Source organism: Microbacterium sp. Y356 (assembly GCF_059445355.1).
The window spans coordinates 812477-828648 of record NZ_JCAIUE010000001.1 but is presented as its reverse complement, the minus strand read 5'-3'; the positions used below and the strand labels follow the sequence as shown (position 1 = coordinate 828648).

The 16172-nt window shown below is 64.2% G+C and carries 13 protein-coding genes; 11 read left to right on the top strand and 2 right to left on the bottom strand.

Going from position 1 to position 16172, the window contains the following annotated elements:
• Positions 1 to 63 precede the first annotated feature (63 nt).
• The 6 genes from AC1C2Q_RS04000 to AC1C2Q_RS03975 all read left to right on the top strand — a co-directional run bounded on the left by AC1C2Q_RS04000 (position 64) and on the right by AC1C2Q_RS03975 (position 6709).
• Positions 64 to 1050: a glycerophosphodiester phosphodiesterase family protein gene (locus AC1C2Q_RS04000; RefSeq protein WP_495449075.1), complete on the top strand. Its 987-nt coding sequence runs from the start codon at positions 64 to 66 to the stop codon at positions 1048 to 1050.
• A 53-nt stretch (positions 1051 to 1103) separates the two neighbouring features.
• On the top strand, positions 1104 to 2036 hold the full coding sequence (locus AC1C2Q_RS03995; RefSeq protein WP_495449074.1) for an ABC transporter ATP-binding protein: 933 nt from the start codon (positions 1104 to 1106) through the stop codon (positions 2034 to 2036).
• Positions 2033 to 3055: an ABC transporter permease gene (locus tag AC1C2Q_RS03990; RefSeq protein ID WP_495449073.1), complete on the top strand. Its 1023-nt coding sequence runs from the start codon at positions 2033 to 2035 to the stop codon at positions 3053 to 3055. Before AC1C2Q_RS03995 ends, AC1C2Q_RS03990 begins: the two co-directional genes overlap by 4 nt.
• A 114-nt stretch (positions 3056 to 3169) precedes the next feature.
• Positions 3170 to 5893, top strand: coding sequence for a lamin tail domain-containing protein (locus AC1C2Q_RS03985; protein WP_495449072.1), 2724 nt, complete (start codon positions 3170 to 3172; stop codon positions 5891 to 5893).
• Between the two features lie 100 nt (positions 5894 to 5993).
• Positions 5994 to 6284, top strand: coding sequence for a ribbon-helix-helix domain-containing protein (locus AC1C2Q_RS03980; RefSeq protein WP_495449071.1), 291 nt, complete (start codon positions 5994 to 5996; stop codon positions 6282 to 6284).
• Positions 6281 to 6709, top strand: a complete 429-nt coding sequence (locus tag AC1C2Q_RS03975) for a type II toxin-antitoxin system VapC family toxin (RefSeq protein WP_495449070.1) — start codon at positions 6281 to 6283, stop codon at positions 6707 to 6709. The genes AC1C2Q_RS03980 and AC1C2Q_RS03975 overlap by 4 nt, the downstream gene beginning before the upstream one ends.
• Before the next feature lie 6 nt (positions 6710 to 6715).
• Here AC1C2Q_RS03975 and AC1C2Q_RS03970 read toward each other — a convergent pair whose 3' ends face one another.
• Complete coding sequence (locus AC1C2Q_RS03970; RefSeq protein ID WP_495449069.1) at positions 6716 to 7111, bottom strand: YccF domain-containing protein; 396 nt, start codon at positions 7109 to 7111, stop codon at positions 6716 to 6718.
• A 78-nt stretch (positions 7112 to 7189) separates the two neighbouring features.
• On the opposite strand from AC1C2Q_RS03970, the gene AC1C2Q_RS03965 reads away from it, so the two are divergent.
• On the top strand, positions 7190 to 9646 hold the full coding sequence (locus tag AC1C2Q_RS03965; protein ID WP_495449068.1) for an ATP-dependent helicase: 2457 nt from the start codon (positions 7190 to 7192) through the stop codon (positions 9644 to 9646).
• Between the two features lie 51 nt (positions 9647 to 9697).
• Positions 9698 to 10807, top strand: a complete 1110-nt coding sequence (locus AC1C2Q_RS03960) for an SseB family protein (RefSeq protein ID WP_495449067.1) — start codon at positions 9698 to 9700, stop codon at positions 10805 to 10807.
• A 44-nt stretch (positions 10808 to 10851) separates the two neighbouring features.
• Here AC1C2Q_RS03960 and AC1C2Q_RS03955 read toward each other — a convergent pair whose 3' ends face one another.
• Positions 10852 to 11505 carry a hypothetical protein gene (locus tag AC1C2Q_RS03955; RefSeq protein WP_495449066.1) on the bottom strand — a complete coding sequence of 218 codons (654 nt, stop codon included), beginning with the start codon at positions 11503 to 11505 and terminating at the stop codon, positions 10852 to 10854.
• Between the two features lie 134 nt (positions 11506 to 11639).
• Between AC1C2Q_RS03955 and AC1C2Q_RS03950 the strand changes: the two genes are divergently transcribed.
• The 3 genes from AC1C2Q_RS03950 (at position 11640) to AC1C2Q_RS03940 (ending at position 16151) form a co-directional block, all read left to right on the top strand.
• Positions 11640 to 12884, top strand: a complete 1245-nt coding sequence (locus AC1C2Q_RS03950; protein ID WP_495449065.1) for a HupE/UreJ family protein — start codon at positions 11640 to 11642, stop codon at positions 12882 to 12884.
• A 220-nt stretch (positions 12885 to 13104) separates the two neighbouring features.
• Positions 13105 to 14973, top strand: a complete 1869-nt coding sequence (locus AC1C2Q_RS03945) for a purple acid phosphatase family protein (protein ID WP_495449064.1) — start codon at positions 13105 to 13107, stop codon at positions 14971 to 14973.
• Positions 14974 to 15041: 68 nt separating this feature from the next.
• Positions 15042 to 16151, top strand: a complete 1110-nt coding sequence (locus AC1C2Q_RS03940; protein WP_495449063.1) for a WxL protein peptidoglycan domain-containing protein — start codon at positions 15042 to 15044, stop codon at positions 16149 to 16151.
• Positions 16152 to 16172: the final 21 nt, after the last annotated feature.

Below are 16172 nucleotides of genomic sequence, written 5' to 3'. Positions count from 1 at the left end.
ATAGGTCGCTTTCCTCTACGATACCGGGCGATCTCTCGGCATGGCGTGTTCTACGCTGAGAGCATGCCCAGGAAGTTCCCCCTCGTGATCGGTCATCGGGGCGCCCCTGGTTACCGTCCGGAGCACAGCCAGTCGTCGTATGAGCTCGCGCTGGCCATGGGCGTGGACGCCGTGGAGCCTGACGTCGTCGCGACCAAGGACGGCGTGCTGGTCGTTCGGCACGAAAATGAGATCTCCGGCACCACCGATGTCGCGGATCACCCCGAGTTCGCCGATCGAAAGACGACCAAGCGCATCGACGGGCAGCCGTTGACCGGTTGGTTCACCGAGGATTTCACCTGGGACGAGCTCGCCCTGTTGCGCGTGACCGAGCGGTTGCCGGCTGTTCGTGCCTCGAGTGCTTCCTTCGACAGAGCGCAAGGCATCCTTCGCCTGATCGATGTGCTGGATCTCGTGCGGGCAGGCTCCGCCGAGCACGGGCGAGAGATCGGCGTCGTCCTCGAGATCAAGCACGCCACGTACTTCGCGAGCATCGGACTCGACCTGGTGCCGCTGATCGTGCGTGATCTGAAGGATGCCGGATGGGCTGAAGGCGAGCTGCCACTCGTCATCGAGGCGTTTGAGTCCACGGTGCTCGCGCAGTTGCGGGCACACGGCATCCCCGCGTCGTACATCTACCTGATTGAGGCATCCGGCCGTCCATACGACCAGCTGGTCGCCCACGGTCGCCAGGCCGCCACATACAAGGCGACGGTCACGCCGGCCGGTTTGGACGCGTTGGTCGGCAAAGTCGACGGCATCAGCGTCAACAAGCGGATGCTGCTCGCCAAGGGGAACACGATCGTCGACGATGCGCACAAGCGGGGGCTCAAGGTTTTCACCTGGACGGCCCGCCCTGAGAATGCTTTCCTCTCGGCGGAGTTCCGCGGCGACGGCGGCAAGCCCGAGTTCGGCGACTATGAGTCGGAATGGGCAGTGATCGCGCGCACCGGGGTGGACGGGGTCTTCGTCGATCATCCCGATCTCGGGGTGGCGTTCTTCCGCGGCTGAGCGTCTGCCGCGAGTCGCGTGGTGCGGCGTCCCGGTGATGCCAGACTGACGGCATGAGCGGAATCGTCGCTGACGGTGTCAGCAGATCCTTCGGCCAGGTGCAGGCTGTCCGAGACGCGAGTTTCCAGGCCGCGCCGGGACGGGTGACGGGCCTGATCGGGCCGAACGGAGCAGGAAAGACCACGCTGCTGCTGATGCTGGCGTCTCTGCTCGCGCCTGACACCGGCACGATCCGGATCGGGGAAATCGATCCGCTTGTCGATCCGCTGGGTGCGCGTCGCCTGCTTGGCTGGATGCCGGATGCCCTCGGCGCCTGGCCGTCTCTCACTGCCAGGGAGACGATCGTGACCACCGCACGGCTCTACGACATCGAACGGTCAGCGGCGCAGGGACGCGCTGCTGAACTGCTGACGCTGGTCGGCCTCGCAGATCTCGCGGATGCTCCGGCGAAAGTGCTCTCGCGTGGACAGAAGCAGAAGCTGGGCTTGGCCCGCGCGCTCGTGCACGACCCTCAGGTGCTGCTGCTGGACGAGCCGGCATCAGGTCTCGATCCGGAAGCACGCGTGCAGTTGCGGGTGCTGCTGAGGCGGCTCGCGGGCGAAGGACGCACGGTGCTGATCTCGAGCCACATCCTCTCCGAACTCGAAGAAGTCATCGATGATGCGGTGTTCCTCGTTGCAGGATCCGTCGTGGATGCCGCGCCGTCACAGTCGGCGATCCGCGCCTGGCGCATTCGTCTTGCAGGATCCGGAGAGCAGCAGTTGCGTGTTGACGCCGATCGGGTCGCCACGGCGCTGTCCATGGCGCCAGAGTCGCTCGGCATCGATCGAACGGCCCTGCTCGTCGGATTCGCGTCCGAGCTGGCGGCGGCCGATGGCCTGCGCAGGATCGTGGAGGCAGGTCTTGCGGTGAGTGAGTTCGTGCCCGCGCAAAGTGCGCTGGAGCATACGTTCCTCAACCTGCCACGGACGGAGGCCGGATCATGACCATGGCACACATCGGCACCGTTGCCCGCCTTGAACTCACGCAGCGCCTTCGCAGCGTCGGTTGGTACATCCTGCTCGGGATCTTCGCCGTGATCCTGCTCGCCGTCACCGGCCTTGCCTTCGCGGTGTATTCGTATAGCGGAGCGACTGGCGCGGGGGTCTACTCGATCGTCGTCAACGTGGTGTTGTTGCTCGTGGTCCTGGTCTCCCCGACGCTCAGCGGAAACGCCATCAACGGCGATCGTGAGGCGGCGACGCTCGCCGCGGTGCAGGTGACCGCGGCATCCACCGGCGACATCATGCTCGGCAAGCTTCTGGCAGCAATCGCGACCGGGGCTGTCTTCCTCGTCGTCGCACTGCCATTTCTGGCGGTCTCGCTGATTGGCGGCGGAGTGCACCCGGTGACTCTGGCCGTGTCGCTGCTCGTGCTCGCCGTCGAGATCATCATCGTCGCGGCGATCGGGGTGGGACTCAGCGGACTCATCGCGCGCCCGCTGTTCTCTGTCGCCGCAACATATCTCGTCGTGGCGGCGCTGACGATCGGCACTCTCATCGCGTTCGGGCTGGGTGGAACGGCGTTGCGCAGCGAAGTCACCAGCTACAACCGCCCTTACGACAACTTCGGAAACGTGGACTGCGAGCGGTGGGACAGTTACACCTACGAGACACCGCGATTCGATCGGGTCTGGTGGGCGCTCGCAGCCAATCCTTTCGTGGTGCTGGCCGATGCCACGCCCACAGTATTCGATTCGAACGGATGGCCCGTCGACCTGTTCGGCCAGATCAAGTACGGCCTGCGCAGCGCACAGCAGCCGCCTTCGGAGTACCGCTGGGATGAGTGCGCGGGACTGGGGAGCGACACGATGCCCACGGCAGAGGAAGTCATCGACAACAGTGTGCCGAGCTGGTTCGTCGGCCTCGGTATCCAGATCGTGATCGCCGGTGGGCTGTTCGCCGGCGCGTGGGCCCGCACGCGCACGCCAGCACGCATGCTACCGCCGGGCACACGCATCGCTTGAGCTGTCAGGGCTGGTCATCTGGCGTTCACTCGGCGTACACCCTGCCGACGCGGAGACGTAAGCGCGACTCGATGTTCTGGAGGCACCCTGCCCGCCTCTTGACTATGGAGTCATATGTCCCGCCTGCAACGCGGACTCGCGACGACAGCCGTGTGCGCACTCAGCGCCGCTCTGCTGCTCGCTGTTCCCACCTCTGCCCTTGGTGCCGAGCCTGAGGCATCCGCCTCGGGCGTCGTCCTCAACGAGATCATCTACGACGACATCTCTGGTATCGACACTGACAGTATCGAGCTGTACAACGCTGGCGGCGCTGCAGTTGACATCAGCGGGTGGAGGCTCACGGACGACAAGAACGAGGACTCCGGCGTGCTGTCCGTCGGCACCGTTCTCGAGCCCGGCGATTTCCTTCTGCTGCAGAAGGACGTCGGCTTCCCCTTCGGGCTCGGCAAGGGTGATGCTGTCGTGCTGGCTGATGCATCCGGCACCGTGATCGACTCGTACACATACGAGAACACCGCGCCGATCGCAGTCTGGGCGCGCTGCCCCGATGGCACCGGCGACTGGGCGCATGCGACCACCGCGACGCCCGGCGCCGCCAACGACTGCACGGAGCCGGCGGTCCCCGGATCGGTCGTGCTCAATGAGGTCGACTCCGGGCCTGCCGACTGGGTGGAGCTGTACAACCCGGGAACCGAGCCCTTCGACATCTCGGGCTACGAGATTCGCGACAACTCCGACGACCACCGCTGGGCATTCCAGAATGGCACGTCAATCGCGGGCGGGCAGTTCCTCGTGGTTGAGGCGACCTCGCTCGGAATGGTTGGTGGAAAGCTCATGCGCTTCGACGCGCCGATCGGCATCGGCAGCGCCGACGAGATCCGCCTCTTCGACAGAGCCGGCAAAGAGATCGATGGTACCGGCGCATGGGAGGGTCATGCCAACATCGACGGTGACGAGATCGCGGCCACACTCGCGCGCTGTGTCGATGGCGTCGGCGCCTTCGTTCTCGCGTATGCAACACCGGGTGCGGCAAACAGCTGCGTCGTCCCGCCGACGATCGCCATCAACGAGGTCGAGTCCGACGGCGAGCCGGACTGGGTGGAGCTCGTCAACCCGACCGACGCTGCACTCGATGTCTCCGGCATCATCGTGAAGGATAACGACGACTCGCACGAGTACCTCATCTCTGAGGGCACCAGCATCCCCGCGGGCGGCTACCTCGTGCTCGACGACCTCGGCTTCGGAGTTGGCAAGAACGACACGGTCCGTGTCTTCGATGGCGACCAGCTGGTCGACTCGACCTCGTGGGGCGAGAGTCATGCGGCCACGACTTGGGGGCGCTGCCCCGACACCAACGGACCCTTCGCGGTGACTGCAGAGTCCACCCCGGGTGCTGCGAATGTGTGTGCCGGTGAGATTGCAGATTCACCGTGGCCCGGCTCCGCAGACGTGCGGGTGCTCGACACGGTGCCGACCTTCTTGGAGGACAGCTCAGGGCTCGATACTCAGGAGACCGCCGACGGCACGTTCCTCTGGGCCGTCGACAACGGCGAGGGGCGCATTTGGAAGCTGGACGCCTCGGCTGACGGCTCGGTCGCGCTTGTCGAGGGTTGGGAAGACGGCAAGCGGGTGCGTTTCCAGAAGGATGCTGATGCACCGGATGCTGCTGGCCCCGACACCGAAGGCATCACCGTCGACGGTGAGGGCCTCGTCTATGTAGCATCCGAGCGCGACAACAGCGTGAAGGGCGTCAACCAGAACAAGGTGCTGCAGGTCGATCCGAATGAAGCGGGCCCCGACCTCATCGCGCTGAACGAGTGGGACCTCACCGAACTGCTTCCGGCAGTCGGAGCGAACCTTGGTATTGAAGCGGTCGAGTGGGTGTCGGATGAGGTGCTCGCAGGGAAGCTCTTCGACGACAACACGCAGGCATCATACGACGCGTCGGCGTACGAGGGCGATGGGCTGTTCTTCGTCGCGGTTGAGGACGGCGGTGGCGTGTACGCCTTCGCGCTCGCCGCGGATGGCTCGGCGCGGCTCGTCTCGACGATCGATCCTGGACTCGCCGGGGTCATGAGCCTGGACTACGACTCCGTGCTCGGAGTGCTGTGGTCTGTGTGCGATGACGGATGCCAGGGGCGCTCCGCGCAGATCACGCTGAACGGCACGGCTGATCCCGGTATCGCGCACTTCGCGCGACCGGCAGGTCTGCCCGACATCAACAACGAGGGCTTCACCACGGCGCCGGCTTCGCTCGCGGTAGACGGTCAGCGTCCGGTGTGGTGGTTCGCCGACGGCTACGCCTCTGAAGCGCTGCGCACCGGCACGCTGCCGGGTGGCACCGAGCCTGGTGAGCCGACGGAGCCGACCGAACCCGGTCAGCCGACGGAACCGACTGCGCCCGGCACCCCGGGAACTCAGATCCCGCCGCTGCCTGGTGCCGATCTCGTCAACGGAAATAGGGGCGGTGCAACGGTGAGTTCCGCTGTCGCAGCGCCCGGCGACCGCGTGACGATCACGGTCGCCGCGCAGCACGCCGGCGTGGACGTCGCTGTCTGGATGTACTCCGACCCGGTATTGCTCGCCAACGGAACATTGAACGCCTCGGCCTCGATCAGCGTCAGCATCCCGAAGGATATTTCTGTTGGGGCGCACCGGATCGCGGTCTACTCGGTTGCTGGTGACCTGCTCGGCTGGGTGGACATCCAGGTTGAGTCAGACGGGGCGCTGGCGGCCACCGGCTCCGAGTTCCCGGTCGGCAACGCCGTACTGGCGCTCGGGCTGCTGCTCGCGGGCGCGCTCGCAGTGACTCTGCGACGACGCACGCAGCGGGCCTGATAACAAGCCAAAGGCGCGAGGAGCAACAGGCTCCTCGCGCCTTTGGCGTTTCATCCGGGAACTTGAGCATATATATTCCTAGCCTGATATGCTTAGGCATATGAGAACTACCGTCATTCTTCCTGACGAGCTCTATCGCCAGGTGAAGGAGCGTGCCCGCCGCGATGACCGCACCGTGACGTCTTTCCTTGAAGAGGCGTTGCGGCGGGCGCTAGTGGAGCGCGGTGGAGTCAGGCCCGACTTCCGGATTCAAGCCTTCCATCCTGCAGTCGGAGCTGGCGGGGTGCAGCCCGGTGTCGACCTCAACAGCAACGCTGTGCTCGAAGACCTGATGGACGCGGACGACTTCACTGTCACGAGCGTTCGTGCTCAGCCGGAGGCTCGTGCATGAAGATGCCCGATGTGAACATTCTTGTCCACGCCCACCGGCACGACTCCGTCGAACACGAGTGGATGGCGCTCTGGTTACAGGAACATGTGAATGCGGATGAGCAGCTCGGTCTTGCGGATTCCGTCATCTCTGGATTCGTTCGAGTCGCAACGCACCGTCGGATCTTCTCGGAGCCCACGCCGCTCGTCGTTGCTCTCGCGCAGGTCGAGGCGCTCCTCCAGCATCCAGGGGTCACACGAATTAGCGCGGGGACGCGGCACTGGGAGATCTTCTCCGGACTATGCCGGGGTGCCGATGCCCGCGGGAACTTGGTCAGCGATGCCGCGCATGCGGCGGTCGCGATCGAGCACGGTGCCACAATCGTTACCCTTGACCGCGATTTTGCTCGATTCCCCGGGTTGCGATGGGAAGTTCCGTCGACCTGACGCCCATCACTTCGAGTCGAAAGGCCCCCGACGTGTCGAGACGATGTCCTTGCCCAGCGGCATGAGCGAGATCGGCACCATCTTGAAGTCGGCGATGCCCATCGGGATACCGATGATCGTCACGCACAGCGCGATGCCAGAGACGATGTGTGCGATGGCCAGCCACCAGCCTGCGAGGATGACCCACACAACGTTGCCGAGGAACGCACCGACGCCGCTACTGGGCTTGTCGACGATCTGACGACCGAACGGCCAGAGGGCGTAACCGGCAACGCGGAAGGAAGCGATCCCCCAGGGGATAGTCACGATCAGCACGCACAGAATGATGCCGGCGAACATGTATCCCAGAAACAGCCAGAAGCCGGACAGGACCAGCCAGATGATGTTGAGGATCGTACGCATGTGAATGATTGTGGCATCCGCTCATGGGAATGCGCCAGGGCCAGCAACGTCGGTGCCGCCGCTTAGACTCGAAGAGCCATGACCGATGCCCCTCTCATTGTCCCCGAAACGTCCGGCCCTCGATCTTCACAGCCGGGAGACCAGGACGACCTCCTCGCAGGTCTGAACCCGCAGCAGCTCGATGCGGTGACCCATCGCGGCCCCGCGCTACTCATCGTCGCCGGTGCCGGCTCCGGCAAGACCAGCGTGCTCACCCGACGCATCGCCTCTCTGCTGCGAGGTCGTGAGGCATGGCCGAGCCAGATCCTCGCGATCACCTTCACGAACAAGGCCGCCGGTGAGATGCGCGAGCGCGTCTCAGGAATCGTCGGCGAGGCTGCGCGCGGCATGTGGATCTTGACGTTCCACGCCGCCTGCGTGCGCATCCTCCGCCGAGAAGCCGAGCACTTCGGCTTCACCAAGGCGTTCACAATCTACGATTCTGGCGACTCGCGCGCACTGATCAAGCGTTTGGTCAAGGAACATCAGGCCGACGCATACGGGTTGACCCCGGCATCCGTGCAGTCGCGTATCTCGAAATTGAAGAACGAGCTGGCGGATGCCGAGTCCTATGCGCGCGATGCGAACATGAGCGACCCTGCCGAGCGACTGTTCGTCGAGATCTTCGCGGATTATCAGCGCAACCTGCGTAAGGCCAATGCATTCGACTTCGATGATTTGATCGGGCAGACGGTCTATCTGTTCCGCGCGTTCCCGAAGGTCGCTGACACCTATCGTCGCCGCTTCCGGCACATCCTGGTCGACGAATATCAGGACACCAACCACGCGCAATACTCGCTCATTCACGAGCTGACGCGCCCGGTGTCGGCCGCGGCGCCAGATCCGTATGCCTCTGACGGCATGATGATCTTCGAGCCAGAAACAACGCCCGAGATGGAGGGCGCATCGCTCACCGTCGTCGGTGACTCCGACCAGTCGATTTACGCGTTCCGCGGTGCTGACATCCGCAACATCAGCGAGTTCGAGCGAGACTTCCCCGGAGCCAAGGTGATTCTGCTCGAGCAGAACTACCGCTCGACGCAGAACATCCTCTCTGCTGCGAACGCCGTGATCGGCAACAACTTCGACCGCAAAGACAAGAAGCTCTGGAGCGACAAGGGTGCAGGCGACAAGATCGTTGGCTTCACCGGGTACTCGCAGCACGATGAGGCTCAGTTCGTCGCCGACGAGATCGATGCGATGCACCGTGCAGGCATGCCGTACTCCGAGATGGCGGTGTTCTATCGCACCAACTCGCAGTCACGTGCGCTGGAGGAGATCTTCATCCGTTCTGCGGTGCCCTACAAGATCATGGGTGGTACGAAGTTCTACGAGCGCGCCGAGATCAAGGACGCACTCGCCTACCTCGTGTCGGTCGCGAACCCGGCAGACGAGATGGCGGTGCGGCGCGTCCTGAACAAACCGCGCCGCGGCATCGGTGACGTCACCGAGACCGCGATCGCGCGCTTCGCCGAAGACAACGCCATCAGCTTCCGTGAAGCGCTGTCGGTGCCGGGCCAGCTCGGGGTCGGCCCGAAGATTCAGGCCGGGATCGGTCAGCTGGATGCGGTGCTGAAGGAAGCGACCGCACTCATGCTCCCCGCCTCCGGCGAGGTGCCAGCGCCCACGGTCGTCGCCGACGGCCTGATCCTACTGTTGGCAAAGAGCGGTTATCTCGATTCGCTGCGAGCCAGCCGTGATCCACAAGACGAAGCTCGCGTCGAGAACCTCGACGAGTTCGTGGCAGTCGCCAAGGACTTCGCGCGCAACAACCCTGACGGCACGCTCATCGACTTCCTCACCGAAGTGACGCTGGTCTCTGCCGCAGATGATCTGGACGACGAGTCCGGCTCCGTGTCGATGATGACGATGCACACGGCAAAGGGCCTCGAGTACGACGCGGTGTTCGTCACGGGCGTCGAAGAAGATCTCATCCCACACCGCATCTCGGCAGGGGAGCCGGGTGGCCCGCAGGAAGAACGGCGACTGTTCTACGTCGGAATCACCCGTGCCCGCAAGCGTCTACACCTGTCGCTTGCGATGACTCGCGCGCAGTTCGGTGAGGTGACCGTCGCCATGCCGAGCCGGTTCCTGCAGGAGATTCCGGCAGATCTCGTCGACTGGCGCCAGTCACCAGGAGACGTGAACTCTCGGGGCGGCATGCAGTCGCGTGCGCTGAACGCACGGCGTAGCGGTGGATTCAGCGGCGGCTCAGGCGGAAACGACCGATTCGCCGTCAAGCCGCTGGCTGCGCGTGAAGGGCTCAAGCCGCTGTCGACATCGATGGACAAGTTCCCCAACATTGTCACCGGCAAGGTTCGCGACAATGGCGATCTCGAACTCGCAGCGGGCGATCGCATCCGTCATTCTGACTTCGGTGAGGGTCGAGTGGATGCAGTGACCGGCGAGGGCGCGAAGCGCATTGCCCATGTGCGATTCGACTCCGCGGGTTTGAAGAAGCTCCTCATCAAGATCGCTCCGATCGAGAAGCTGTAGACGGCACGCGAGATACCTCGACGCTGCCGGGCCCACGTTAGGCTGACAGATATGGCTTTGTTCTCCCGCCGCAAGAAGACCGACGACGCTGCCCCCGAGGCGCAGGCACCCCTCGAGGCTGATGGCCCCGACGCGGAAATCGCCGCGGTGGAAGCACCCAGCGAACCGGTACCGCAGATCGGCATCTCTGTGCAGGCATTCCGTGGCGTCGGTGCTGACGCCGGCCCTGAGGTGAAGCTTCCCGACCCGAACGCTCCCGCACCTGCCCGCAAGCCCACTGCACCGCAGCCCCCGCCATCCACTCCGACAATTCCTGAGAAGCGCACTCTTCCGCTCGCACCAGCGCTGCCGCCAGAGCAGACCGAATCAGTTCCGGGCATGAAAGACAACGTGCTGCTACGCACGGCCCTTGCCGAGCTCAAGGAAGGCCCGAGCAACGAACAGCTGATCGGCGTGCTGCGCCAGATGTTGCAGGGGCACCTCTTCCTGCGCGTGCACGGCGATGCTCGCACGCAGATCGCCGAGGGAAAGCCCCTTTCGGTTGCCGTTGTTCGTGACGGCGAGCGTGCGTTCATGCTTGCGTTCAGCTCGGCAGTCGCGGTACGCGATTCGGTGCAGCGCGAGACTGACCCGACGGCAACATCCGCGGTGGCTCAGCCTGTGACGGCGGTGCTTGAGCAGGTGGTCTCCGGTAAGTTCAGCGGCCTCATCATCGACAACGCCTCTGGCGTGCACCGCGCGGTGTACCCGACTGAAGTGCTGGCGAAGGCGCTCGAGCAGGGCGATGCGGGCATGACGATCAAGACCCTTCTCGCTGCGCCCCGCGAGCAGGACACCGTGCGCAAAGTTGGCGCTGCGCTCGCCAAGACCAAGGTCTGGGTCGCAGTCAACGATGGCACCGGCGGCGGAGCGGTCGGTATCGCCGAGGCGCACACTGCTGATGGCAGGCGCTTCCTGCAGGTGTTCTCGCACCCGCTCGAGGTCGTGGCGCTCGGTCGTGCAGAAAAGCCGCTGCCGTTCACGCCGGAGCAGCTTTCGAAGGTGCTCTCCACACACAGTGAACTGGCCGGAGTGCTCGTCGATCCCGCCGGACCATCGATAATGGTGGAGCGCGACGCGTTGGCCGAGGTTCTCGTGCTGGCCGTCGACCTCGGCGACTGATCCGTTTCGCGCACAGCGAGGCGTGAGCGGTCGCTGCGCGCAGGTCAATCGATCCAGAGCACGACGCCGGTCATGCCACTAAGCACAGCCGCGACTCCTGCGCGAACGGCATCAGCGCAGCGCTCAGGCGTGAATGTGCTCTCGTCGAATTCTGAGGATGCTGTCACCCCGTGTCCACGAAACGACGCCCCGGTCCAATCGACGGCAGTGACATTCTCGGTAGGCTCCGGAACCTCGGCGCCCACGACGAGGAACTGCTCGTCGAGGTGATGCGCAGATACCGTGGCAAGAGGGTCGATCAGGTCGTTGCCGGCGCTGATGATGAGCTCGGGGTGCATTTCCATCGCGTCGGTGATGCTGCCGATCAGATCATCATCTGACGAGATCTCGCGGAGATCTACGTCCTCCTGCTCTGCCCAGGAGCGCACCGCATCGGCCACGGCCACGGCTGCGGCGTCTTCACCCGCTGTCAGCAGCACCACGCGGTATCCGGCGGGTGCGTGTGCGCTCTGCCATGAGCCGTTGGTGGGTATCACCGTGGCTTCCGGGCTGGGCTCAGCCGTCGGGATGAACCCCGGTCCTGGGGTGCCTTCAGCTGTCGGCGCGGGCCGCAGATCAGCCCAATCGGTAGACGCGCATCCGCTGAGCAGTACTGCGCAGAACATGAATGGGGCCACGACGCGGAAGCCTCGGCGCACAGATACTTCCTTCGGTAGAGCTACTCGGGGGTCGGTCAACTCTTCCACCCGCACCAACCGAGACCGGGGCGGTTTGCCCGCTGTTCTCCCCGCTACACCCAACCGTTCACCTTCACACGCGAGTCTCCCCAGCGATGAAAACTTCCCCCCACTCCTCGCATCCCATTTCGCGTCGGTCACGACGATTTCGCGCATTCGTCACCGGTGGTCTTGCGATCGCCGCGCTCGCCGTCGGCGCAGCATCCGCCTCCGCGCACGGGTTCACCTCCGTCGTCCACGCCGACCTGAGCGCAGGGGAGGAGCAGGGGCACGTCGCCGTCGAGCTGCAGCTGGAGTATGACCTGCTCGTCGTCTCCGCTGCCGACGCTGAACAAGACGATTTGCTCTTCGAAGACGGCATGTATGCCTTCGAGATGGGGGATGCAGAGACCAGAGCGCAGGTGCTCGAGGAGCATTCGCCACAGGTGCTGTCATACATCGCTGACCGATTCACGATCGCCTCGGCAGGTGAGCCATGCACCGTCTCGATCGATGATTCGATCACCATGACTGTGCAGGACGACGCGCCATATGCCGTCATCCTGCTCGACTATGCCTGTGCGCCTCAGCGCGACGATATCGGCGTCACGAGCACGCTGTTCCCCGACGACGAGGACTACGTCACCGACACGAAGACCATCCTCACCTATGACATCGGTGGGAGATCTGGCAGTGCCGCTCTCGACACCGAGCGCACGTCGTTCTCGACCGCGCAGAGCGTCGGTGAGCGGTTCTGGGAGTTCTTCGTCCTGGGCGCGGAACATCTGCTCTTCGGAATCGATCATGTGCTGTTCCTGCTCGCGCTTATCGCCGGCTCCCGCCGCTTGCGCGAGGTCGTGCTTGCCGCGACTGGATTTACCGTGGCGCATTCGATCACGTTCATTCTTGCCGCGACGGGAACTGTCAGCGTGCCAGCAGCCATCATCGAGCCGATCATCGCGATTTCAATATCGATCGTCGCCGGTTGGTATCTGTTCAGGTTGTTCCGCGACGGCAAGGATGTTGATCGGCTCGAACGTGACAGCGGGCCACTCGGCCTTGATCGTGCGGGCTGGATCCGACTCGCCGTAGTGTTCGCGTTCGGCCTTGTGCACGGGCTCGGCTTCGCCTCGGCGCTGGGCATCGATGAACCGTGGTCTTGGATGCTGCTGTGGTCGCTGTTGGTGTTCAACGTCGGTATCGAGGCGGTGCAGATAGCAATCATCGCGGTCGTCTTCCCGCTGCTCGTACTACTGCGCCGACGCCTGCCGAAGGTGGGGCGCTGGGTCACTGCGGTGATCACGGGCGTCGTCGCCGTGATCGGTCTGATCTGGTTCGTTGAGCGAATGATAGGGCTCTGAGCCGCATCGACTGACCGTCGCGTGGCGGACATCTTCCTCACCCACATCGTTCACTTGGATTTCACCGCACGGGTCGAGCCTGGACGCTGGTCCCGAGTAACTCCCCCTTGTCGGGATTCATGTTGCTTCCATGCCGGGAGCCAAGAGAAACGGAACACATATGCCTTCGCCTCGTGCAAGGAATGACATCCGACGGCATCCACGCCGAAACGTGACGTGGATGTCCGCCGCCGCTTTGAGCGCCTCACTCGCGTTCACAGGCGCAATTGCCGTCGGCCCGGCTTCGGCCGCGGACACCGACGAACTCACCGGCATCATCCTTGGTGTCGGTGCAGACGAATCGCAGCGGATCGTCAGTTGGTACTCATCCGCCGACACCGCTCAGACCGTTCAGATCGCGCCGACAGACGAGGTCACGAACGGTGAATTCCCGGCGTCAGCCGAGACCTTCACCGCGACCGGCACAGCGAACATCGCTTCCAGTGGGGGGTTCAACCGTCACGCGAGTATCACCGGTCTGGACGCGAGCACTGCGTACTCCTACCGCGTAGGCAGCGACGGCACCTGGTCGGATGCTTACAGCTTCAAGACGCAGTCGTTCGAGGGAGACTTCGACTTCCTGTTCTTCGGCGACCCGCAGATCGGGTCGTCCGGCAACGTCGTGAACGACGGCGCTGGATGGGCTGCGACGCTGGATGTCGCGCTCACGGCGAACCCGAACGTCGAACTTCTCGTCTCTGGCGGCGACCAGGTAGAGAACGCCAACGCCGAAGATCAGTGGGATGCGTTCCTCGGCTCCGATCACCTCCGCCAGTACCCCTGGGCGGCGACGATCGGAAACCACGACGTCGGCGGCAAGGCGTACGAGCAGCACCTGTTCACGCCCAACACGGACCGTTCGGGGGCGTACTACTCCAACGGTGACCCGGCATCCAACACCTCCGGTGGTAACTACTGGTTCATCCACAAGGATGTGCTGTTCATCGATCTCAACAGCAACAGCTACTCCACCTCGCAGGGTGGCGGTGGTGACGAGGCGCACGTCGAGTACGTGACCAACATCATCAACGAGCATGGCGCCGAAGCGAAGCACACTGTTCTCGTCTATCACCACTCCATTTATTCTGCGGCCGCGCATGCCAAGGACGGAGACGCCAAGATCCGTCGGGTCGACTTCCCGGAGACCTTCTCGGCACTGGGCGTCGACCTTGTTCTGCAAGGACACGACCACGTCTACACGCGCAGCTACGAGATCAACAGCGGCCAGAAGGCGAACGCAGACGAACAGCCAGGCCAAGACGAGATCTTCACCGGCCCCGGCGGCGTCGTCTACGTGACGGCGAACTCGGCATCCGGTTCGAAGTACTACAACATCACCGCGCCGGATGGCTCGGGCGTCGGCGGTGCCGGTAACGGTGCTGATCCGCTCAACCCCGACAGCTACTGGTACAACTCGGTGCAGAGCCAGGAGCGGAAGCGCTCCTACGTTCAAGTATCGGTCGCGAGCGATCAGCTCGTGGTCCAGGACATCCGCAGTGAGGTCGGCGCCGGCGGGGAAGCTGTCGGAACGGTCATCGACAAGGTGATCATCCACCCGAACCACGGCGACGGTCAGGAGATCCAGATCGATGTCCCGGAGTCCGCTCCTGGTGAGTTCGGCTGGACCATCGACGGTCACAACGGTCTGGTCGACCTCGGCACCGCAGTCGAGACGAGCAACCAGTATTTCGAGGCATCGGGTGAGATCAACCCGATCGTCGTCTCCGACACGCGCGCATCGCTCGCACCGTGGTCGCTGTCGGCGTCGGTCGGCGACTTCCAGGACGGTACGAAGACCTTCTCCGGCAAGTACCTCGGCTGGACGCCGAAGCTCGTGAAGGAAGGTGCAGGCACCGTCACTGGTACCGCGATCGCATCGGGTTATGACAGTGGAACCGGTCTTTCCGTCTCTCGCGGGCTGGCTGGCGCAGCGCAGGATCACGATCGCGGAGAGAGCACGCTCGGTGCCGACCTCGCTCTGAAGCTGCCGAACACGATCGAGCAGGGAAGCTATCGCACGACGCTGACGATCACGGCTCTCGCCGGCTGATCATCCATCACACCCGTTGCGGGGCGGACATCCGTGTCCGCCCCGCAACGGCATTTCAAGGACTTCTCATGGCCTTCCGCATCACACACATCTTCGCCGCCGTCGCTCTCGTGGCGGCATCTGTTCTCTCACCGACGCTGGACGCGTCCGCATCTGTACCGGCTGCAGCCGACACCGGCGACGTCACATGGACGGTGCGCACGGCATCCAATGAATTGGGGGACGACCGCACCAGCTACGTGTACACGGCCGACCCCGGCGCTGCAGTGTCGGATGCGCTGATCATTGCGAACCGTGGTGCCGAGGATCTCACCCTCGCGGTGTACGCCGCCGATGGGTACACGACCGAGGGCGGCCAGTTCGACGTCGACACGTTCGGCGAGGACGCCACGGGGATCGGCGCGTGGCTGGTTGCGGGATCAGACACCATCACAGTCAAGGCGGGGGAGACGGCGACAGTGCCGTTCACGCTCACGGTTCCCGCCGATGCCACGCCGGGCGACTACGCCGGCGGTATCGTCACCTCGCTCGCGCAGGACGGTTCCGCGGTCGGGGTGAGCGTGGACCGGCGCCTCGGCATCCGCGTGGCTACCCGAGTGAATGGCGACCTTGCGCCGGCCATGGTCGTCGACGATGTGCAGGTGAACTGGGGAGGCGGGCTCAACCCCTTCGCGGGCGGTGACGCGACGGTGACGTATTCGATCCACAACGCGGGCAACACGGTCGTCTCCGGAACGCAGAGTGCGACGATCAGCGGTCCGTTCGGTTGGTTCCCCGTGGATGCCGTCGATGTCGAAGCGCCGCCGCAGCTGTTGCCGGGCGAGAGCTGGCAGCAGACGGTGACTGTTCCCGACATCGCCTCGCTGGTGCTGCTGACCGCCACCGTGACGGTCGTGCCGACCTCCACCGATGCATCCGGTTCGACCTCGGCGTTGTCGTTCGTCAGCGCGTCGGCACAGGGATGGGCGGTGCCTTGGACGCTTCTGGCCATCATCGTGTTGCTCGTTCTTGCGATCATCTTCGTGCCGCGCCTGCTGCGGGCACGGGCCGCGAAGCGTCAGTCAGAAGAGGATGCACGAGTGCAGGAAGCCGTCAGTCGGGCACTTCAGGATGCCGCAGTTGAGGATGCCGCAGTTGAGGACGCCGCAGCGCAGGACTCTGCCGAACTCGCGCGCTGAGCGCCCGCCGAACCACATGTT

Coding starts and splice junctions, on each gene's coding strand:
- AC1C2Q_RS03965 (WP_495449068.1), top strand. CDS start 7,190: ATGACCGATGCCCCTCTCATTGTCCCCGAAACGTCCGGCCCTCGATCT.
- AC1C2Q_RS03995 (WP_495449074.1), top strand. CDS start 1,104: ATGAGCGGAATCGTCGCTGACGGTGTCAGCAGATCCTTCGGCCAGGTG.
- AC1C2Q_RS03945 (WP_495449064.1), top strand. CDS start 13,105: ATGTCCGCCGCCGCTTTGAGCGCCTCACTCGCGTTCACAGGCGCAATT.
- AC1C2Q_RS03975 (WP_495449070.1), top strand. CDS start 6,281: ATGAAGATGCCCGATGTGAACATTCTTGTCCACGCCCACCGGCACGAC.
- AC1C2Q_RS03985 (WP_495449072.1), top strand. CDS start 3,170: ATGTCCCGCCTGCAACGCGGACTCGCGACGACAGCCGTGTGCGCACTC.
- AC1C2Q_RS03940 (WP_495449063.1), top strand. CDS start 15,042: ATGGCCTTCCGCATCACACACATCTTCGCCGCCGTCGCTCTCGTGGCG.
- AC1C2Q_RS03970 (WP_495449069.1), bottom strand. CDS start 7,111: ATGCGTACGATCCTCAACATCATCTGGCTGGTCCTGTCCGGCTTCTGG.
- AC1C2Q_RS03980 (WP_495449071.1), top strand. CDS start 5,994: ATGAGAACTACCGTCATTCTTCCTGACGAGCTCTATCGCCAGGTGAAG.
- AC1C2Q_RS03960 (WP_495449067.1), top strand. CDS start 9,698: ATGGCTTTGTTCTCCCGCCGCAAGAAGACCGACGACGCTGCCCCCGAG.
- AC1C2Q_RS03950 (WP_495449065.1), top strand. CDS start 11,640: ATGAAAACTTCCCCCCACTCCTCGCATCCCATTTCGCGTCGGTCACGA.
- AC1C2Q_RS04000 (WP_495449075.1), top strand. CDS start 64: ATGCCCAGGAAGTTCCCCCTCGTGATCGGTCATCGGGGCGCCCCTGGT.
- AC1C2Q_RS03990 (WP_495449073.1), top strand. CDS start 2,033: ATGACCATGGCACACATCGGCACCGTTGCCCGCCTTGAACTCACGCAG.